Source organism: Limosilactobacillus gastricus PS3 (assembly GCF_000247775.1).
GTDB lineage: Bacteria > Bacillota > Bacilli > Lactobacillales > Lactobacillaceae > Limosilactobacillus > Limosilactobacillus gastricus_A.
Map to the genome: position 1 here is coordinate 1 of NZ_AICN01000041.1, position 18,539 is coordinate 18,539.

The window sequence follows — 18,539 nt, forward strand, 5'->3', positions numbered from 1 at the left end:
TTTTTTAGTTGGTCATGACTGAGAGTGCTACCAGAATAATGAATAAGATAATTTGGACAATACAGCCAATTAGCGCTCCCGTTCCAGCTAATTTGGCATTTTTGGGCATGGGACGATGCCAAATGAGAAATAAGATTAAGCCGATGAGGGGGAGCAAAAAGCCAATTACTCCCCAAGCGATTGATCCGGTGTCCTCGTCATATTCATTTTCAGTAGGGATGGTTTGATAATTATCGTATTTCGGTGGCTGCTGAAGATTTTCGCTCGAGAGACTATTTTCAACGGGGATTTCATTAGTCGAGGTTGTTGTTGATGCTGATAAAGGGGTTTTAGGTTTCGGGATTTTGGCGCCGCAGGCAAAACAATAGGCCGCCCCAGGCTCTAATTGAGTACCGCAATTTGGACAGAACTTCATAAGTTGATGACTCCTTTGATGAATATTAAATTTATTTTAACAGAAAATTTTGGGAAGGGTGATGGCCTTTAAAGGTTTCTAGTGACTTTGTCATGTCAAAAATGATAAAGTCAGAAAATCCTAACTATTTCGATATAAATTTGCTATAATGTTAAAGAATTCACTTATAGGAGGTTGCCTTATGGCACAAGAGAGCACAATTCGTACTAAGTCATTATACGTAAATCCCGAACGACGGATTTTGGTGATGAATTTGAATGAGCAATATTTCACGGGAGTTAATGAACTCGTGGATAGCGATGAATTTAAAGAATTAGTCACCTTATATCTAAAGACCGATAATCTATTTAATACTTATGAAGATTATCGCAATTTGACGGCCGATCAATTTATTAAAATGACGAAACGGATTTTGGCTCATGATGAAACGGTCTTTGCCAATTTAGATCGCCAAATTTTGTTAAGTTGCTATGAAGACGCCTATACTTATTTCCGGAATTTCTTACGGGTGACCGTTACCGACGGGATGAATAAGGTTTTAGTTAATAGCTTTCTTGATATTGATGATCGCTTAAACGATTTGTTCCGGACGTGTTACCGAACGTTAACGGATGAAGTGCGGGGTCGTCGGGTTAATCGTTATCGTCAAATCAGTTCTGCTTCTAATGCAGCCCTATTAACAAAACATCATCAATGGCCAATTCCAGCTGGCTATGAAGCCTTGGACAAAATCAATTTCATTGATATGGCCATGGTTCGACCACCATTAATGATGCATACCCCAAGCAACAAGCGGGAAGGAGTTTTCAGTCCCGTTACGGAAAATCCTGTTAAGAAGTTCGCACGGCAAAAGGGTGAATGGTACTGCTACCCAGCCAAGATCGGGACCAGTATTGCTTATATCTATTTTCATGAAGACTTTATGGTGAGTGGTTTATCTTTGACCAACTTATTTGCCATGGCACATGATTATGAAGTTGAAGGTCGTAAACCAGATTTGATTCTCTTCTTTGGTTTAGATAAGACCGAAGGGGACGTTAGTCATTACTTCTATGATGAAGCCAATGATATTTGGGTGGGCGAAGTTCCAAACACAGTAAAAACAACTTACTTTGGTTACATGAAAAAAATGTGTTTGACTTTGCATAATCTTCATCAGATTAAGCAAGGCAAGTTGCCAATTCACGGTTCGATGGTTCGGATTGCCTTTGCTAACGGTAAGACTAAAAACGTGGTCTTCTTCGGAGATTCAGGAGCCGGAAAGTCTGAATCATTAGAAGCCTTGCAAGAAATTGCTGATGAACAAATCGTGGATATGGAAACGATTTTTGATGATATGGGATCCTTTACCATTGATGGTGATAAGGTTTATGCTCAGGGAACCGAAACCGGTGCCTTTGTTCGGTTAGATGATTTGAGCAGTGCGGTTGCTTTTAACAATATGGACCGGGGAATCTATTTGAACCCAGAATTGAAGAACGCACGGGTAATTATTCCGGTAACTTCAATTGAAAATGTCATTGCTCACCACCATGTTGATATGTGGGTTTACGCCAATAACTACGATGCTGAGGTCGGTATTCATCAGTTTGAAAATGAAACGGCCGCCAAAGAAGTCTTTGTTGCTGGTAAGCGGAAGGCCTTAGGGACAACTGACGAGTCAGGGATGACGACCACCTTCTTTGCTAACCCATTTGGTCCGGTGCAAGAACCAGAATTAACGCAACCAATTATTGACGACGTCTTTAAAAAATTCTTTGATGCCGGAATTTATGTTGGTGAAATATACACCCATCTTGGCTACGATCGTTCGGCGGAAGCCTTGCACGATTCAGCTCGGGCCATGTTAAAAGTATTAATGGAATTATAAGAGATACGAAGCCTCGCTAGATAGCGGGCTTTTTTATTATTCAGGACAATCACTTATTTTTGTGACATCGGGTTGACACATCGATGAATGAGGATTACTATAATAACCGAATGCAACCGCTTACAAGGAGGATAGCAATGACTACATTATTAGGAAGTGTTGAAGCTGGTGGAACTAAATTTGTTTGTGCCGTAGGAAATGAAGATTATCAAATTGAGGATCAAGTCACTTTCCCAACCACAAGTCCAGCTGAAACCTTGGGCAAAACAATTGAATTTTTTGAAAAATACCGCAAAGATCTAAAGGCGATTTCCATTGCTTCATTTGGGCCAATTGAAATTCGTCGGAATTCACCTAAGTATGGTTATGTTACGTCGACTCCTAAGCCCGGCTGGGCAGATACTGATTTCGTCGGTCCTATCAGAGAAGCCTTTGATGTGCCAATTTATTGGACAACGGATGTTAATGGTTCCGCCTATGGGGAGTACGTTTTATCAACGCTCTTTAATCGCCGGATTAATTCATTAGTCTACTACACTATCGGAACTGGTGTCGGTGCTGGAGCCGTGGTTGATGGTCGCTTTATTGGTGATGTGGGACATCCAGAAATGGGACATATTCGATTAAAGCGTCATCCAGCTGACCTTGATTTTAAGGGGATCTGTCCTTTCCATGGGGACTGTCTTGAAGGGTTAGTTAGTGGACCAACCTTTGAAGCTCGGACTGGCAAAAAAGGGAAAGATGTTCCTTTGACGGATCCGGTTTGGGATATTATGGCTTATTACACTGCCCAAGCAGCCTTGAATGCTACTTTAATGTTCCGGCCAGCTCAAATCATCTTTGGGGGTGGGGTCGTTAGTGAACCATTCTTAGATATGGTTCGGGACCACTTTAAGGATCTGATGAATGAGTATGTTGAAGTTGGAGATCTGAAGGAATACATTTCGATGCCATTGGCAGAGAATAATGGTTCAGCTACGATTGGTAACTTTGCCTTAGCCCTGCAGGAAATTAACGAATAGTTTATCAGTTAAATTTAATATTTAAGATCGGTGTGCTTTGAGCAGACCGATTTTTTTGTTTCTGAGCATAAAAACGGTCCCTTAATAAAAATGATTATTAAATTGGGAATTATTGTTAATTTAATGATGTTTTTCGCCAAATTAAGTTGTGTTTTGAAAGGAGTTAAATTAGAATTTAATTAAAAATAAGAAAGGGAAGGACAATGCAAACCTTAGCAAGTGTTGATCTACGATCGAGTTATGTCATTTTGCAAATAAATGGTGAAAAAGCTTTAACGCGCCGACTTCGTGAGGTCGGCATGATTAAGGGGCGAATCATTTATGTGATTTCAACTAATCAAAATTCTAATGGGTTAGTTGTAATGTTTCAGGGTCAGCGTTTTGCTTTAAGTGAAAGTATGGCCAAATGTATAGAAGTAGGTCAAGTTGGGGCGGTTGCGGATGCCAATGATAAAAATCTGGCTGATATCCCGGTGGGAAAGCCTTGTGTAATTACTAAGGTTAACGGCGATCGAACGGTGCGGAAGCGTTTGATGGATATGGGATTAACGCGGAATACAATGGTAACTATTACAAAAGTCGCTCCGTTAGGTGATCCCTTAGAATTAGTCGTTCGTGGTTATCACTTGAGTATTCGTAAATATGAAGCCCAAACAATTATGGTCCAGGAGGTGGATTAATGGAAGTTGTAGCTTTAGCCGGAAATCCCAATAGTGGTAAGACGACCCTTTTTAATGCCCTCACTGGATCAAATCAATATATTGGTAATTGGCCTGGGGTAACGGTAGAACGAAAACAGGGACAATTAAAAGGTAACCACGAGGAAACGATTGTGGATTTGCCCGGAATCTATTCTCTCTCACCTTATACGACCGAAGAAGTGGTAGCTCGTGATTTTTTGATTAATCAACGACCACATCAGATCATTGATATTATTGACAGTACTAACATTGAACGGAATCTTTATTTAACGTTACAGTTAGTGGAAACTGGTGTGCCGATTATTTTAGCCTTGAATATGAGTGACTTGTTGGCAAAACAGGGGCGTCGGATTAATCAAGACAAATTAAGTTATTTACTTCAGGTCCCGGTCTGTTCGATTAGTGCTCTAAAACGATCGGGGATTGATGACTTAAAGAAATATTTAGGTTCAGATAAATCCAAACCGTATGCTTATCCCAAATATGATAATCGGTTAGAAAGTGCCCTTTCGGAAATTGAAGATGAATTAAGCGGCTTGGTACCTGATAATGACTTACGCTGGTATGCCATTAAAGCTTTTGAAAATGACGAGAAAGTTGTTCCAACTTTACAATTGGATGCCGTTAAGCAGCAAGATATCCAGGAAATCATTGCGATTACGGAACAACTTTTTAATGATGAAGCCGATAGTATTATTGTTAATGCTCGCTATGATCTCATCGCTAAGCTAGTCGACATGTGTGTAGTTGACGAAGCTGATTTTAAAATGAGTATTAGCGATCGCATTGATCTAGTCGTTACCAATCGGTTTTTGGCGCTGCCCATTTTTGCACTGGTGATGTGGGGAGTTTATTATGTGTCAATTCAAACGATTGGGACGATGGAAACTGATTGGGTCAATGATGTTTTTTTTGGAGAGTGGGTGCCTAATTGGGCGACGGCCGTCTTAAATTCTTGGGGCGTTGCCACCTGGATGAAGGGGCTAATCGTTGATGGAATTATTGCTGGGGTTGGTTCGGTAATTGGTTTCTTACCACAAATTATTATGCTCTTTTTGTGTTTAGGAATCCTTGAAGATTGTGGTTATATGGCCCGGATTGCCTTCGTAATGGATCGGATTTTTCACCGCTTTAACTTATCAGGGAAATCTTTTATTCCCATCTTGATCTCAACTGGTTGTGGAGTGCCAGGAATTATGTCGACCCGGACTATCGAATCCGAAAAAGATCGGAAGATGACGATTATGCTTGCCACTTTTATGCCCTGTTCGGCCAAACTAACGGTAATTGCCTTGATTACCGGGACTTTCTTTCCCGAGCAAAGTTGGGTGGCACCTTCGGCATACTTCATTGGAATTTTAGCTGTTATCGGCTCGGGAATTTTTCTAAAGAAGACTAGTGCCTTTGCCGGCCCACCAGCACCTTTCGTAATGGAATTGCCAGCTTATCATCTACCGGTAATTGGTAACATTTGTCGGTATGTTTATGCGCGTTCGACGGCATTTGTTAAAAAAGCTGGGACAATTATTTTTGTTTCTTGTGTCGTTATCTGGTTCCTCTCAAGCTTCAATTGGCGCTTCCAGTCTGTTGACGAAAATCATAGTCTTTTGCGATCCCTAGGTGAAATTATGGCTCCAATTTTTGCTCCTTTAGGATTTGGGGACTGGCATGCAACTGTAGCGGTAATTGCTGGTTTGATCGCTAAGGAAAACTGTGTCGATACCCTTCGAATTACTTTTGGTAGTGGATCAAATGTTTGGTTCCGACACGAATTATTACAATCTTATTCGGCAATTGTTGGTTATTCGTTCTTAGTTTTTAATCTCCTGTGTGCTCCTTGCTTTGCTTCAATTGGGACCATGTATCGAGAATATGGCGATGTTAAATGGACGCTTCGTGCCGTTAGCTACCAGACGATCTTAGCTTATATCGTTGCCATGACCATTTATAATGGTTATCAATGTTTAATTGGCCAAGCGACGATCTGGAACGTTGGTTTAACGGTCGTGGGATTGTTAATCGTTATTTATGGAATTATTATTAAAAGAGAAAAATCAGTCGTTAATAGTCAATCAACCTTGGAGGTGAGTTAATGCTTGCGACGGTAATTTTAGCGGTGTTGATCTTTGGATATTTTGTATATGTAATTTATAGTCGCTTTTTCAAACATAAGGGTGGCTGCCACGATTGTGTTGACAAGGGTTGCCCTTTGAATGACACGATGCAACAGCCAGCATCAGGAATTTTTAATAATCATCAATAAACTTTGAGTGGGGAGAAATTGAATGTCTACATTAGAAATAAAAGATTTACATGTTAACGTTGTCGATAATGAAGGTAAGGACGAAAAAGAAATTTTAAAAGGCGTTAACCTAAAAATGAAAACGGGTGAGATCCATGCCATTATGGGACCCAATGGTACGGGAAAATCGACGCTCTCACAAACCATTATGGGGCAATCGGGCTATCGGATTACCCAAGGAGATATCTTATTAGATGGGGTTTCGATTGTGGATATGCCAGTTGATGAACGGGCCCGCCGTGGACTTTTCTTAGCCATGCAATATCCTGTCGAAATTCAAGGGGTCACAAACACTGAATTTCTGCGGGCAGCAATTAATGCCCGTCGTCCAGAGGATGATCCTATTCCGGTTATGGAATTTATTAATAAATTAGATGAGAAGATGGAATTATTGGATATGCCAGAATCCGTTGCTGATCGTTACCTTAATGAAGGCTTTTCAGGTGGAGAAAAGAAACGAAACGAGATTTTACAATTACTCATGATTGAACCTCAATTTGCCATTTTAGATGAAATTGACTCTGGTCTTGATATCGATGCTTTAAAGGTGGTTTCTAAAGGTGTTAACTCCATGCGGGGAGAAAACTTTGGTTCGCTAATTATCACGCACTATCAACGACTTTTAAATTACATCGTTCCTGATACCGTTCATGTCATGATGGGGGGCAAGGTCGTAAAAACCGGGGGACCTGATTTAGCCGAGAAACTAGAAGCTGAAGGATATGCCGGCTTACGGGATGAATTAGGTCTGGATATTAAGTTAACTGATGAAGAGTAGGTGATCTTAATGACATTTGATTTTGAAAAAATGAGTCAAGTGGTGGCAGCTAATTCTCGTAAGCGTCAGGAGCCAAGTTGGTTAAGTCAAAAACGTCAAGCCGGGTTGCAAGCCTTAACAACGGCGCCAGCTCCTAAGATGCAAAAGTTTGACTTTCGGGACTGGGATTTAATGCCCCTCCCTGATCTGTCAGCGACCAGTGACCTGGATGAAGCAACGGAATTGGATAAAGCACATTTAGTCCAAGTGGGTACTACAACCCCTTATGTTAATCTGCCAGATGATGTTCGCCAACAAGGGGTTATCTTAACGGATTTAGCAACGGCCGCCGAGCAATATGCTGACTTGGTTCAACCAGCCCTGATGACTGTGGTTTCGGCTGATGAAAATCAGCTTACTGCCTATCATCAAGCAATGATGAATAATGGAATTTTCGTGTATGTTCCACAAAATGTTGAGGTGGACATTCCATTAGAAACCATGATTTATCAGGATGCGACGAATCCAAACCCGTTGGTGCATCATGTTTTAATTGTGACGGAAGCGAATGCCAAGTTGCAGTTTGTTGAACATTTAGCTACGCTCGGCGAAGAAAAAACCATGGCCAGTTTAATGGTCGAGATTATTGCCAAAGAGAATAGTCAGGTAAGTTTTGCGTCGTTAGATGAATTAGGGATTAATACGACCGAATATTTCAAACGTCGGGCGCAAATAGGCCGTAACGCTAAGGTTGAATGGTCAATTGGGTTGATGAGCGATGGTAATGTAGTTGGGGATGTTGATTCAGAATTAGTCGGGACTGGGGGAATGGCTGATTCGAAAACGATCGCGGTCAGCACCCGGCAACAAGAAATCGGTATCAATAATCGGGTGACCCACCATGGACAAAATACGGAAGGCTTAATCAATCAACGAGGGGTACTTTTAGAGCAATCGAAACTTGTTTTTAATGGGATCGGGGAAATTATACACGGTGCCCATGGTGCGGAAGCCGAACAGCAAAATCGAGTTTTGATGATGTCTCCAGATGCTCACGGCGATGCAAATCCCATTTTATTAATTGATGAAAACGACGTAATTGCCGGCCATGCTGCTAGTGTAGGCCCCGTTGATCCTGAACAAATGTATTATTTAGTAAGTCGCGGAATTCCCCAATCGCAAGCTGAGCGTCTGGTAATTCGAGGCTATTTAAGTCCGGTAATTACTGCAATTCCATCAAAATTATTACGGCAGAAGATGATTGATATCCTGGAAAGGAAGTTAGCGCATGGACAAGACGAGTGAAGAAATTAGACATGACTTTCCGACGCTAGATCAAATGGTTAACCAAGCTCCTTTAGCCTACCTTGACAATGCAGCAACATCACAACGACCAGCCCCGGTTTTGAAGGCGGTCGAAGATTTTTATTTTCATGATAATGCCAATGTTCATCGTGGGGTCCATACTTTAGCTCAACGGGCGACCGATCGGTATGAACAAGCGCGGGAGACTGTGCGGCAATTTCTGGGAGCTGAGTCGCCAACGGAAATTATTTTTACTAAAGGATGTACAGAGGCCCTCAATTTAGTCGCTAGCAGTTATGGAATGAGTCAAATTCAAGCTGGTGATGAAATTGTAATTTCAATTCAAGAACACCACAGCAACTTGATTCCTTGGCAACAATTGGCTATCCAGAAGGGGGCAATCTTAAAATATATTGATCTGACTGATGAAGGGGAGATTGACCTAACAGATGCGCAAGAAAAGATTACTGATCAGACTAAGTTAGTTGCTATCAACCACGCCAGTAACGTGATGGGGACCATAACCCCTCTCAAAACGCTTGTGGAGTTAGCCCACCAAAAAGGAGCAGTGGTAGTGGCAGACGGGGCTCAAGCGGTCCTTCACGAATCGGTTAACGTCAGAGATTTGGATGTTGATTTTTATGCTTTTTCTGGCCATAAGATGCTAGCGCCAATGGGGATCGGGGTACTGTATGGAAAAGCATCGTTATTGGAAAAGATGCCGCCATATCAATATGGTGGTGAAATGATTTCACGAGTTCAACGCCAGGAAAGTTCGTGGGCCCAAGCACCATATAAGTTTGAAGCGGGGACCCAAAATGTAGCGGGAGCCATTGGCTTGGCCGCAGCAATTGATTATTTAAATAACCTAGGCTGGGAATGGATTCAGCAACAAGAAAGTGAATTAATTCAATATGCCACTCAAGAATTGACAAAAGTCGCTGGGCTTAAGTTATATGGCCCTAAAGAAGCCCAGCGACGGTCAGGAGTTTTTTCCTTTAATCTAGGACAAATCCATCCGCATGACGTCGCGACAGCTTTAGATATGGCCGGTGTTGCAGTCCGGGCAGGTCATCATTGTGCCCAGCCGCTGATGGAATATTTAGGAGTGCCAGCTACCGTGCGGGCCAGCTTCGCCTTTTATAATACTAAAGCTGAGGTTGACCAATTAGTTGCCGGCTTGCAGGCCACCAAGGAGTTTTTCGATCATGGAGCTTAATAAATTAAATCAACTTTATCGTGAATTGGTCCTTGATCATGCTGAACATCCACGTCATCAAGGAACGGTTTCTGATGCCAATTGTCAAATGTCGATGGATAATCCAACTTGTGGGGATGAATTGACGGTTACGATTAAAGTCAGTCCAGATCAAGTGATTACAGCGATTGCCTTTGAAGGAACCGGATGTACGATCAGTCAGGCGTCAGCTAGCATGATGACATCAGCGGTACAAGACAAAACGGTTGACGAAGCTCTTGAACTCGCGCAAATTTTTTCCGATGCCGCCATAGGTAAAACAGTTTCAAAAGATCAATTAAATCGGCTCGGTGATGCACAGTTATTAACGAGTGTGATGGAGTTTCCCGCCCGTATTAAGTGTACTACTTTGGCGTGGTGGACTTTGCAACGGGCATTATTAAAGGAGAGTGATTAGATGGCAGGTGCAGCAGATGTTTTAAATGACCAAGAATATGAATTTGGTTTTCATGACAATATTGAACCAATTTATTCTACTGGTCGTGGTTTAACGGAGGAGACGGTTCGGCAAATTTCAGCCGAAAAGGATGAACCTGAATGGATGCTGGAATACCGTTTAAAGTGTTATCACGAATATATCAACATGCCCTTACCACAATTTGGTCCCGATTTATCGCAATTAAATCTAGATGAGATGCTTTATTATCAGAAGATGACTGATAAGAAATTCCGCGATTGGGATGAGGTCCCAGAAGATCTGAAACGGACCTTTGATCGGTTAGGGGTTCCGGAAGCGGAACGCAAATACTTGGCGGGATCATCAGCACAATATGAGTCGGAAGTCGTTTATCATAATATGAAAGATGAGTTCGAAAAGCAGGGGATTATCTTCACTGATACTGACTCAGCCCTTAAAGAATATCCGGAATTATTTAAGAAGTGGTTTGGTAAATTGGTCCAACCAACTGATAATAAATTTGCGGCCTTAAACGGAGCGGTTTGGTCAGGGGGATCATTTATTTATGTGCCAAAAGGCGTTAAAGTCATGACTCCCATTCAATCATATTTCCGGCTAAATTATGAGAATACGGGTCAGTTTGAACGGACCTTAATTATTGTTGATGAAGGTGCTAGTGTCGATTATGTCGAAGGATGTACAGCGCCTAATTATTCTTCAGATAGTTTACATGCGGCTGTTGTAGAGGTAAATGTGCTCCCAGATGCTTATTGTCGGTATACAACAATTCAAAATTGGTCGGATAATGTGTATAGTCTCGAAACCAAACGGGCGGCGGCTGACAAGAATGCTACCATGGAATGGGTTGATGGTAACTTAGGCTCCAAAGTGACCATGAAATATCCGAGCGTGTACTTAAACGGCGAAGGTGCTCGAGGAACCATGTTATCGATTGCCGTGGCTTCAAATGGCATTCATCAAGACTCTGGGGCACGGATGATCCATAATGCCCCCAAAACTTCCAGTTCAATTATTTCTAAATCGATTTCGCGGACGGGTGGTTCAACTGACTATCGTGGAACAGTCCGGTTTGCGAAAAATTCAAGTGGATCGAAGGCCCATGTTGAGTGTGATACGATCATTATGGACGATCAGTCTTCATCAAATACGATTCCTTACAATGAAATTGATAATCCTAATGTTGCGATGGAACATGAAGCTAAGGTTTCAAAAATTTCTGAAAAGCAGCTCTATTATCTGATGAGCCGAGGTTTATCGGAAAAGAAAGCTACCGAGATGATCATTATGGGATTTGTGGAACCATTTACGAAAGAATTACCGATGGAGTATGCCGTCGAATTGAACCGATTGATTAGCTTTGAAATGGAAGGATCAATTGGATAGTTACTAGCAAAATAGTTTGGCAAAGTTGAATTTGTCAAACTATTTTTTTGTAAAAAATTTATTTTGGTGGGAGATAAGTGTTATTGTTTTGGAAATCTGGCTAGCACATGAGAGGGCTTTCAGGTTGGTAAATATACTAGGAAAAGTGACGAATTTAAAATTTTAAAGAAACAGCCTGATAAGCGATCGGGCGTAAGAACGAACGTTTAGATAATTTGAAATCAGTTTTAACTTATTAGGTGAAAAATAAGGCTAGTTAGTAAAATCAAAAATTTAATTTTGCAAACAAAATACCGTTCAAAAATGGTGATATAACAGTTGCTAAGTGTGATTATCAAATGATAAAAAATAGATCAAACACAAGATATTGTGTTTGCAACTTAAATCCAAAACTATATATTGTGTTCGAGGCTGATTTTGACTATACTAGATTAAGTAAATTTCGGAGGAGGATAAGTCAATGCAATCAGTTGAAACACAATCAGTTACCAAAACATTAAAGCCGAGCACCTGGATGGTAATCAAGCGCGATGGATCCCAATTTAATTTTCATGAATACAAAATTAAGGCGGTCTTAGATCAGTTAGGCCTTTCGAAAGCTGATCAGGCTGAAGTGATGGGGAACTTAGAAACTCAACTGGCGGCTTTATCTGAGATCAGCACGATTGCCATTAGCAAAGTTTTAGTCAAAGTCTTGCGGGAACATAATTTTAAGCAAGCTGCTGAGTCGTACGTGGCTTATCGTTTACAAGATGAATTAGACTGGAAAAACCAAGTCGATCCAGTGCAACGAATTAACCGGTTAGTGGCCAATGAAGATACCTTGGTCCATGAAAACGCTAATAAGGATAGTAAAGTCTTTAATACGCAACGGGACTTGACTGCGGGGGCGGTAGGAAAGACGGTAGGGTTAAAATTAATGCCGGAGCATGTTGCTAAGGCACATGTTCGGGGTGACATTCATTACCATGATTTAGATTACACCCCCTTAAGCCCCATGACGAATTGTTGTTTAATCGACTTCAAAGAAATGTTGACGAATGGCTTTAAGATTGGGAATGCAGAAGTGGAAAGTCCAAAGTCTATTCAAACTGCAACGGCTCAAATGGCCCAAATTATCGCCAACGTGGCTTCTAGTCAATATGGTGGATGTTCAGCCGATCGGGTGGATGAAGTTTTAGAGCCGTTTGCAAAGTGTAATTATGAAAAGCACTTAAAAGAAAGTGCTGAATTTATCGACGATGAGGATAAGCAAAAGGCCTTTGCCGTTAAACGAACGAAAAAAGATATCTATGATGCTATGCAAGGCTTAGAATATGAGATTAATACACTCTTTTCTTCGCAAGGGCAGACCCCTTTTACGACCTTAGGCTTTGGGTTGGGGACTTCTTGGATCGCTCGGGAGATCCAAAAGGCGATCTTGCAAGTGCGGATTGAAGGACTTGGTAAAGAAAAACGAACCGCCATCTTCCCTAAATTAGTCTTTACAATTAAGAAAGGCTTGAATTACGCACCAGATGAACCAAACTATGACATTAAACAACTGGCCGTCGAGTGTGCTACCAAGCGGATGTATCCCGATATTCTAATGTATGATAAGATCATCGAGTTAACGGGAAGCTTCAAGGCCCCGATGGGATGTCGGTCCTTTTTGCAAGGATGGTGGGATGAAGATGGTCGGGAAGTTAATTCCGGTCGGATGAACCTTGGGGTGGTCACCATTAACTTGCCTCGGATTGCCATGGAATCACATGGCGATATGGATTTGTTCTGGGAAATCCTTAATGAACGGCTTCAAGTAGCCAAAGATGCATTGCATTTTAAAGTTGAGCGGACCAAGGAAGCCTTACCGGAAAATGCCCCAATTTTGTATCGGTATGGTGCTTTTGGTAAGCGGCTACGCGAAGACGAATCAGTTGATGAATTATTTAAGAATAGCCGGGCAACGGTTTCCTTAGGTTACATTGGCCTTTATGAAGTGGGAACAGTCTTTTACGGTCCTAATTGGGAACATAATCAGGCAGCTCATGACTTCACGGTTGAAATTGTGAAGGTGTTGCACGATAAGTGTGTGGAATGGGAGCGGGAAAGTGGCTACCACTATAGTGTTTATTCAACGCCAAGTGAGTCTTTGACTGATCGCTTCTGCCGGTTAGATACTAAAAAATTTGGGAAAGTTAAAGACATTACCGACAAGGAATATTACACCAATAGTTTCCACTATGATGTGCGCAAGCATCCAACTCCTTTTGAAAAGCTAAATTTTGAAAAAGACTATCCAAAATATGCAGCGGGTGGTTTTATTCACTACTGTGAGTATCCAAATCTAAAACAAAATCCAGCTGCCCTAGAAGCCGTTTGGGACTGGGCTTATGATAAGGTTGGATACCTTGGTACTAATACACCAATTGATCATTGTTATAAGTGTGGTTTCCAAGGTGAATTTAAGGCCACGGCTAAAGGATTCCAGTGTCCAGATTGTGGGAATCATGATCCCAAGACATGTGATTGCGTAAAGCGAACTTGTGGCTACCTAGGGAATCCTCTTCAACGGCCAATGGTGCATGGTCGGCATGTGGAAATTGCCTCACGGGAGAAGAACATGAGGTTAGCAAATGAGTAATGAAATTCGGATTAGTATTAATGGCGATATCCAATTTGTCGATCCTAATAAGTTACAGGGAACAGATAAAACTCGACGTCCCAAACGCCGTCGGCAACGCCAACCCAAGAATCCAGCTCCCAAAGAATGGTTAGCTAGCGATTTATCCAAAATGATGGTGGCGGATTATAAACCATTTAATTTTGTTGATGGGGAAGGCATTCGTTGTAGTATTTACGTAAGTGGCTGTAAGTTCGCTTGCCCTGGTTGCTACAATGTGGTTGCCCAAAACTTTAACTATGGCTTTCCTTATACGGATGAACTAGAAGACCAGATTATGCAGGATTTGAGTCAACCGTATGTGCAAGGCTTAACCTTTCTGGGTGGGGAACCGTTTGTGAATACGCAGATTTGCCTAAGATTAGCTCACCGGGTTCGTCAGGAGTTTGGTCATAGTAAGGATTTATGGTCATGGTCTGGCTACACCTGGGAGGAATTGTTACAGGATTCCGAAGATAAATTAGAATTTTTGCAGTTACTTGATATTTTAGTAGATGGACGGTTTATCGAACCGCTGAAAGACTTGACCTTACAGTTCCGAGGAAGTTCTAATCAACGGATTATTGATGTTCCCAAATCCTTAGCTAGCGGTGATGTAGTGATCTGGGATAAATTAGTTCGATAAATTTTTTGGATAAATTGTTGACAAGTTAAAAAGCATATAGTAAATTGTACATATTCATTAGAAAATAATTAAAACAATCTAATCTAAGGAGGCGGAACTAATGAATCAACAAGTAAATGCATTCGTAGTGACATCTTCTAAGCAAGCGTTAGCCCTCTTATTACATTTTTAAGGACGCAATTTAACAGCCGATTAGGTTAGTTGATTGGGCCCTTATTTATGCAAGATGAGGGCGAATCAATAAACGATTAAAGAGCTCTCATCTCCATGATGAGGGCTCTTTTATTTTTAATGATTCAATAACATTAATTAACTTTTCATTCATTAGGAGGAATCAATCATGACTACCAAGCAAGCAAGTAAAACTTACATTCAATTTTTCGATACGAGTCTTCGTGACGGGGAACAAACGATTGGCGTAAACTTTTCAACTGAAGATAAAATTCAGATTGCTCATCAAGTGGCTGATTGGGGAGCAGATGTGATTGAAGCTGGTTTTCCGGCCGCTTCGCCGACGGATTTTCAAGCGGTTCGTCGAATTGGTCAAGAAGTGACTAATGCCAATATTGTCGGCCTAGCTCGCTGTGTTAAACGTGATATTGATGCTGTTGTCAAGGCCTTGGCTGATGCTCCCAATGGTCAAATTCATGTTTTCATTGGGACCAGTCCAATTCACCGGGAAGCTAAATTTCACATGAATCAAGAGCAAGTTCTGGCTAAAATCACCGAATGTGTTTCCTATGCTAAACAATCTTTTGCAAATGTGGAATTTTCACCCGAAGATGCGACTCGGACCGAATGGGATTTTCTAGCTCGGGTTTGTCAAACGGCGATTGAAGCGGGAGCTACTGTTATCAACCTTCCTGATACTGTTGGTTACACTTACCCAGCTGAATTTGGCCAAATGATTGATTATTTGCACGAACATGTTCCGAGTTTTGATCAGGTTACGTTCTCGGTTCACTGTCACAATGACTTGGGAATGGCTACGGCGAACGCTATTATGGCGATTCAACATGGGGTAACCCGGATTGAAGGGACCATTAATGGAATTGGTGAACGTGCCGGAAACACTCCACTAGAAGAAGTCGCTGCTTTTATGCATGTACGTCAAGATCAGTTGGGTGCATTTACGAACGGCATTGACCTGAAGCAAACAGCTAAGACTTGCCAAATGATCAGCGATAAAACGGGAATGGTAATTCCAAACAATAAAGCGGTGACGGGAGCCAATGCCTTTGCTCATGAATCAGGTATCCATCAAGATGGCTTTCTCAAGAATCGCCAAACTTATGAAATTTTGACCCCCCAATCAGTCGGTCGCTCCAGTGCAAGTTTGCCACTAGGGAAACTGTCCGGCTCCCATGCAGTGATTAATAAACTTAAGAAGATGGGTTATGAAGTGGCCGATGATCAAATTAAAGATATTTATCAACGGTTCCAAAAGATCGCAGATCATCAAAAAATTGTTTCTGAAACAGAATTGGTTAACATGATGCAACAAATTGGATAGTGAGGATGAGAGTATGCCAAATCGGATTGCCGCTTTATATGGAGATTATTCTGGACCGGAAATGATGCGGGCAGGACTAGCCGTGCTCAAAGCGGTCAGTCAGAAGAATGGATTTGAATATCAAATTGAAGCCTACCCCTTTGGAGGAGAAGCAATTGATCAAGTGGGGGAGCCCTTGCCTGACCAAACCCTTGCAGGATGTCAAGCAGCGGATGCTATTTTATTAAGTGCCATTGGGGGACCCAAATGGTCGGTTGGTGGACAGTCACCCGAAGCGGGTCTGTTAAAAATCCGGCAAGCATTGGGCTTGTTTGCGAATATTCGGCCGACCCACATTGATCAGGCCATTATAGATCAATCTCCAGTAAAAGCGTCAGTCTTGGAAAATACAGATTTTGTGATCGTGCGGGAACTAACCAGTGGAATTTATTTTGGTCAACCGCGAGAAGAAGGAATTGATCAAGCTCTTGACACGACAATCTATCGCCGTGCAGAAGTTGAACGGATCGTTCGAGTAGCCTTTGAGTATGCTAAAGGGCGTCAACAGCATCTTACGGTAGTGGACAAGGCCAATGTATTAGCTACTTCGCGGATGTGGCGCGCCATTGTTAAAGAAGTTCAACCAGCATATCCAGAGGTTGAAGTTGATTACATGTATGTCGATGCGGCATCGATGAAGATTATTGCAGAACCATCATTTTTTGATGTTATTGTGACGGATAACTTATTTGGCGATATTTTAAGTGATGAAGCAGCCGTCTTGCCAGGGTCGCTTGGTATGATTCCCTCGATTAGTCAAGGGGCTTCTGGAAAAGCCTTATATGAACCGATTCACGGTTCAGCGCCGACTTTAGCTAATCAAGATCGGATCAACCCGATTTCGATGATTCGGAGCGTTAGTTTGATGCTACGCTATTCCTTTGAACGAGCTGATTTGGCTGATCAAATAGAAGTGGCTATTGCTAAAACATTATCACAAGGGATAATGACCGCCGATATTGGTGGGCAAGCTAAAACGAGTGAAATGGTATCCAAGATTATTCAGAACTTGTAGGAAGGATAAAGTGCGCTATGGCGGAAACAGTATTTGATAAAATTTGGCGGCAACATGTCATTTTAGGTGAAGAAGGAGAACCACAATTACTCTATGTAGATCTTCATTTGGTTCATGAAGTAACTTCACCACAGGGGTTTGAAAGTCTTCGGGAGAATAATCGGCCGGTTCGGCGTCCCGATAAAACCTTTGCGACAGTTGACCATAATGTCCCCACTTCTCCGACTCCGGTGAACTCGGTTGAAGCGATTACTGACCGAATTTCACGACTTCAGGTGGAAACTTTACAAAAGAATTGTCGTGATTTTGGGATCAAGTTGGCAACCATTGGGACCCAAGATCAAGGGATCGTCCACGTGATTGGCCCCCAATTAGGACTTAGTCAACCCGGACGTTTGATTGTGTGTGGTGATTCGCACACCTCTACTCATGGTGGAATGGGCGCAATTGCCTTTGGGATCGGATCTTCTGAAGTTGAACACGTTCTCGGTACCCAAACCATTTGGCAAGTGAAACCTAAGAATATGGGAATCCGGATTCATGGTGAACTAGCACCGGGAGTTACGGCTAAGGATATTAGTATGGCTTTGATAGCCCAACATGGTACTGGCTTTGGAGTGGGCTATGCGGTTCAATTTTATGGCGAAACGATTGAAAAATTACCTGTTGAAAATCGCATGACCATCACTAATATGGCCATCGAAGGTGGAGCCAAGATGGGCATCATTCAACCAGATGAGAAAACGTTTGAATATCTCCGGGGTCGTAAGTATGCGCCACAAGATCTTGAAGCCGCCAAAGAATACTGGTCGCAATATTATACGGATGATGAATCGGCTTTTGATGAAATTATCGATTTAGATGCGAGCACCGTCGCTCCTTATGTTACTTGGGGGACTAACCCTTCAATGGCTGTACCATTTGGCGAAAAATTACCGGCCATTGAAGATGAAAACATGCAACAAGCTTATGATTACATGGATTTGAAACCAGGAATTAAGATATCAGAAATTCCGATTGATTGGGTCTTTATTGGTTCTTGCACTAATGGTCGTTTGATTGATCTACAAGCTGCAGCTGAAGTTATGCGTGGGCATAAATTAGCCAAGAACGTTACAGCTTGGGTTGTCCCAGGATCGCGAAAGGTTCAACAGGATGCAGAACGTTTGGGGATTGATAAGGTCTTTAAAGAGGCAGGTTGCGAGTGGCGAGATCCCGGCTGTTCGGCTTGCTTAGCTATGAACCCAGATAAGG

At 42.0% G+C, this 18,539-nt stretch carries 16 protein-coding genes; 15 read left to right on the forward strand and 1 reads right to left on the reverse strand.

The window, feature by feature from the left end; translation table 11 throughout:
- Window positions 1–4 precede the first annotated feature (4 nt).
- Window positions 5–415 carry a zinc-ribbon domain-containing protein gene (locus PS3_RS10110; RefSeq protein WP_081478393.1) on the reverse strand — a complete coding sequence of 137 codons (411 nt, stop codon included), beginning with the start codon at window positions 413–415 and terminating at the stop codon, window positions 5–7.
- Window positions 416–596: 181 nt separating this feature from the next.
- Between PS3_RS10110 and PS3_RS04805 the strand changes: the two genes are divergently transcribed.
- The 15 genes from PS3_RS04805 to leuC form a co-directional block, all read left to right on the forward strand.
- Window positions 597–2,285, forward strand: coding sequence for a phosphoenolpyruvate carboxykinase (ATP) (locus tag PS3_RS04805; protein ID WP_007122212.1), 1,689 nt, complete (start codon window positions 597–599; stop codon window positions 2,283–2,285).
- Window positions 2,286–2,422: 137 nt separating this feature from the next.
- A complete protein-coding gene (gene scrK / locus PS3_RS04810) occupies window positions 2,423–3,307 on the forward strand; it encodes a fructokinase ScrK (protein ID WP_040468205.1) in 885 nt (294 codons plus the stop codon).
- A 203-nt stretch (window positions 3,308–3,510) separates the two neighbouring features.
- Entirely contained in the window at window positions 3,511–3,987 is a 477-nt protein-coding gene (locus tag PS3_RS04815; RefSeq protein ID WP_040468206.1) for a FeoA family protein, read from the forward strand.
- On the forward strand, window positions 3,987–6,101 hold the full coding sequence (feoB, locus tag PS3_RS04820) for a ferrous iron transport protein B (protein WP_007122214.1): 2,115 nt from the start codon (window positions 3,987–3,989) through the stop codon (window positions 6,099–6,101). The genes PS3_RS04815 and feoB overlap by 1 nt, the downstream gene beginning before the upstream one ends.
- Entirely contained in the window at window positions 6,101–6,271 is a 171-nt protein-coding gene (locus PS3_RS10115) for a FeoB-associated Cys-rich membrane protein (protein ID WP_081478394.1), read from the forward strand. The genes feoB and PS3_RS10115 overlap by 1 nt, the downstream gene beginning before the upstream one ends.
- A gap of 22 nt (window positions 6,272–6,293) precedes the next feature.
- Window positions 6,294–7,088, forward strand: coding sequence for a Fe-S cluster assembly ATPase SufC (gene sufC, locus PS3_RS04825; protein WP_007122215.1), 795 nt, complete (start codon window positions 6,294–6,296; stop codon window positions 7,086–7,088).
- Between the two features lie 9 nt (window positions 7,089–7,097).
- Window positions 7,098–8,372 (forward strand): Fe-S cluster assembly protein SufD, encoded by a 1,275-nt coding sequence (sufD, locus tag PS3_RS04830; RefSeq protein ID WP_007122216.1) that lies wholly within the window; start codon window positions 7,098–7,100, stop codon window positions 8,370–8,372.
- Entirely contained in the window at window positions 8,356–9,591 is a 1,236-nt protein-coding gene (locus PS3_RS04835; RefSeq protein WP_007122217.1) for a cysteine desulfurase, read from the forward strand. The genes sufD and PS3_RS04835 overlap by 17 nt, the downstream gene beginning before the upstream one ends.
- Window positions 9,581–10,027 (forward strand): Fe-S cluster assembly sulfur transfer protein SufU, encoded by a 447-nt coding sequence (gene sufU, locus PS3_RS04840; RefSeq protein WP_007122218.1) that lies wholly within the window; start codon window positions 9,581–9,583, stop codon window positions 10,025–10,027. The genes PS3_RS04835 and sufU overlap by 11 nt, the downstream gene beginning before the upstream one ends.
- Window positions 10,028–11,431: a Fe-S cluster assembly protein SufB gene (gene sufB, locus PS3_RS04845; protein ID WP_007122219.1), complete on the forward strand. Its 1,404-nt coding sequence runs from the start codon at window positions 10,028–10,030 to the stop codon at window positions 11,429–11,431.
- A 460-nt stretch (window positions 11,432–11,891) separates the two neighbouring features.
- Complete coding sequence (gene nrdD, locus PS3_RS04850) at window positions 11,892–14,054, forward strand: anaerobic ribonucleoside-triphosphate reductase (protein WP_007122220.1); 2,163 nt, start codon at window positions 11,892–11,894, stop codon at window positions 14,052–14,054.
- Entirely contained in the window at window positions 14,047–14,718 is a 672-nt protein-coding gene (nrdG, locus tag PS3_RS04855) for an anaerobic ribonucleoside-triphosphate reductase activating protein (RefSeq protein ID WP_007122221.1), read from the forward strand. The genes nrdD and nrdG overlap by 8 nt, the downstream gene beginning before the upstream one ends.
- A 340-nt stretch (window positions 14,719–15,058) precedes the next feature.
- Entirely contained in the window at window positions 15,059–16,231 is a 1,173-nt protein-coding gene (locus PS3_RS04860; protein WP_050950841.1) for a 2-isopropylmalate synthase, read from the forward strand.
- Window positions 16,232–16,244: 13 nt separating this feature from the next.
- Window positions 16,245–17,285 carry a 3-isopropylmalate dehydrogenase gene (gene leuB, locus PS3_RS04865; RefSeq protein WP_007122222.1) on the forward strand — a complete coding sequence of 347 codons (1,041 nt, stop codon included), beginning with the start codon at window positions 16,245–16,247 and terminating at the stop codon, window positions 17,283–17,285.
- Between the two features lie 17 nt (window positions 17,286–17,302).
- A partial coding sequence (leuC, locus tag PS3_RS04870; protein ID WP_040468207.1) for a 3-isopropylmalate dehydratase large subunit occupies window positions 17,303–18,539 on the forward strand: 1,237 nt, incomplete at its 3' end.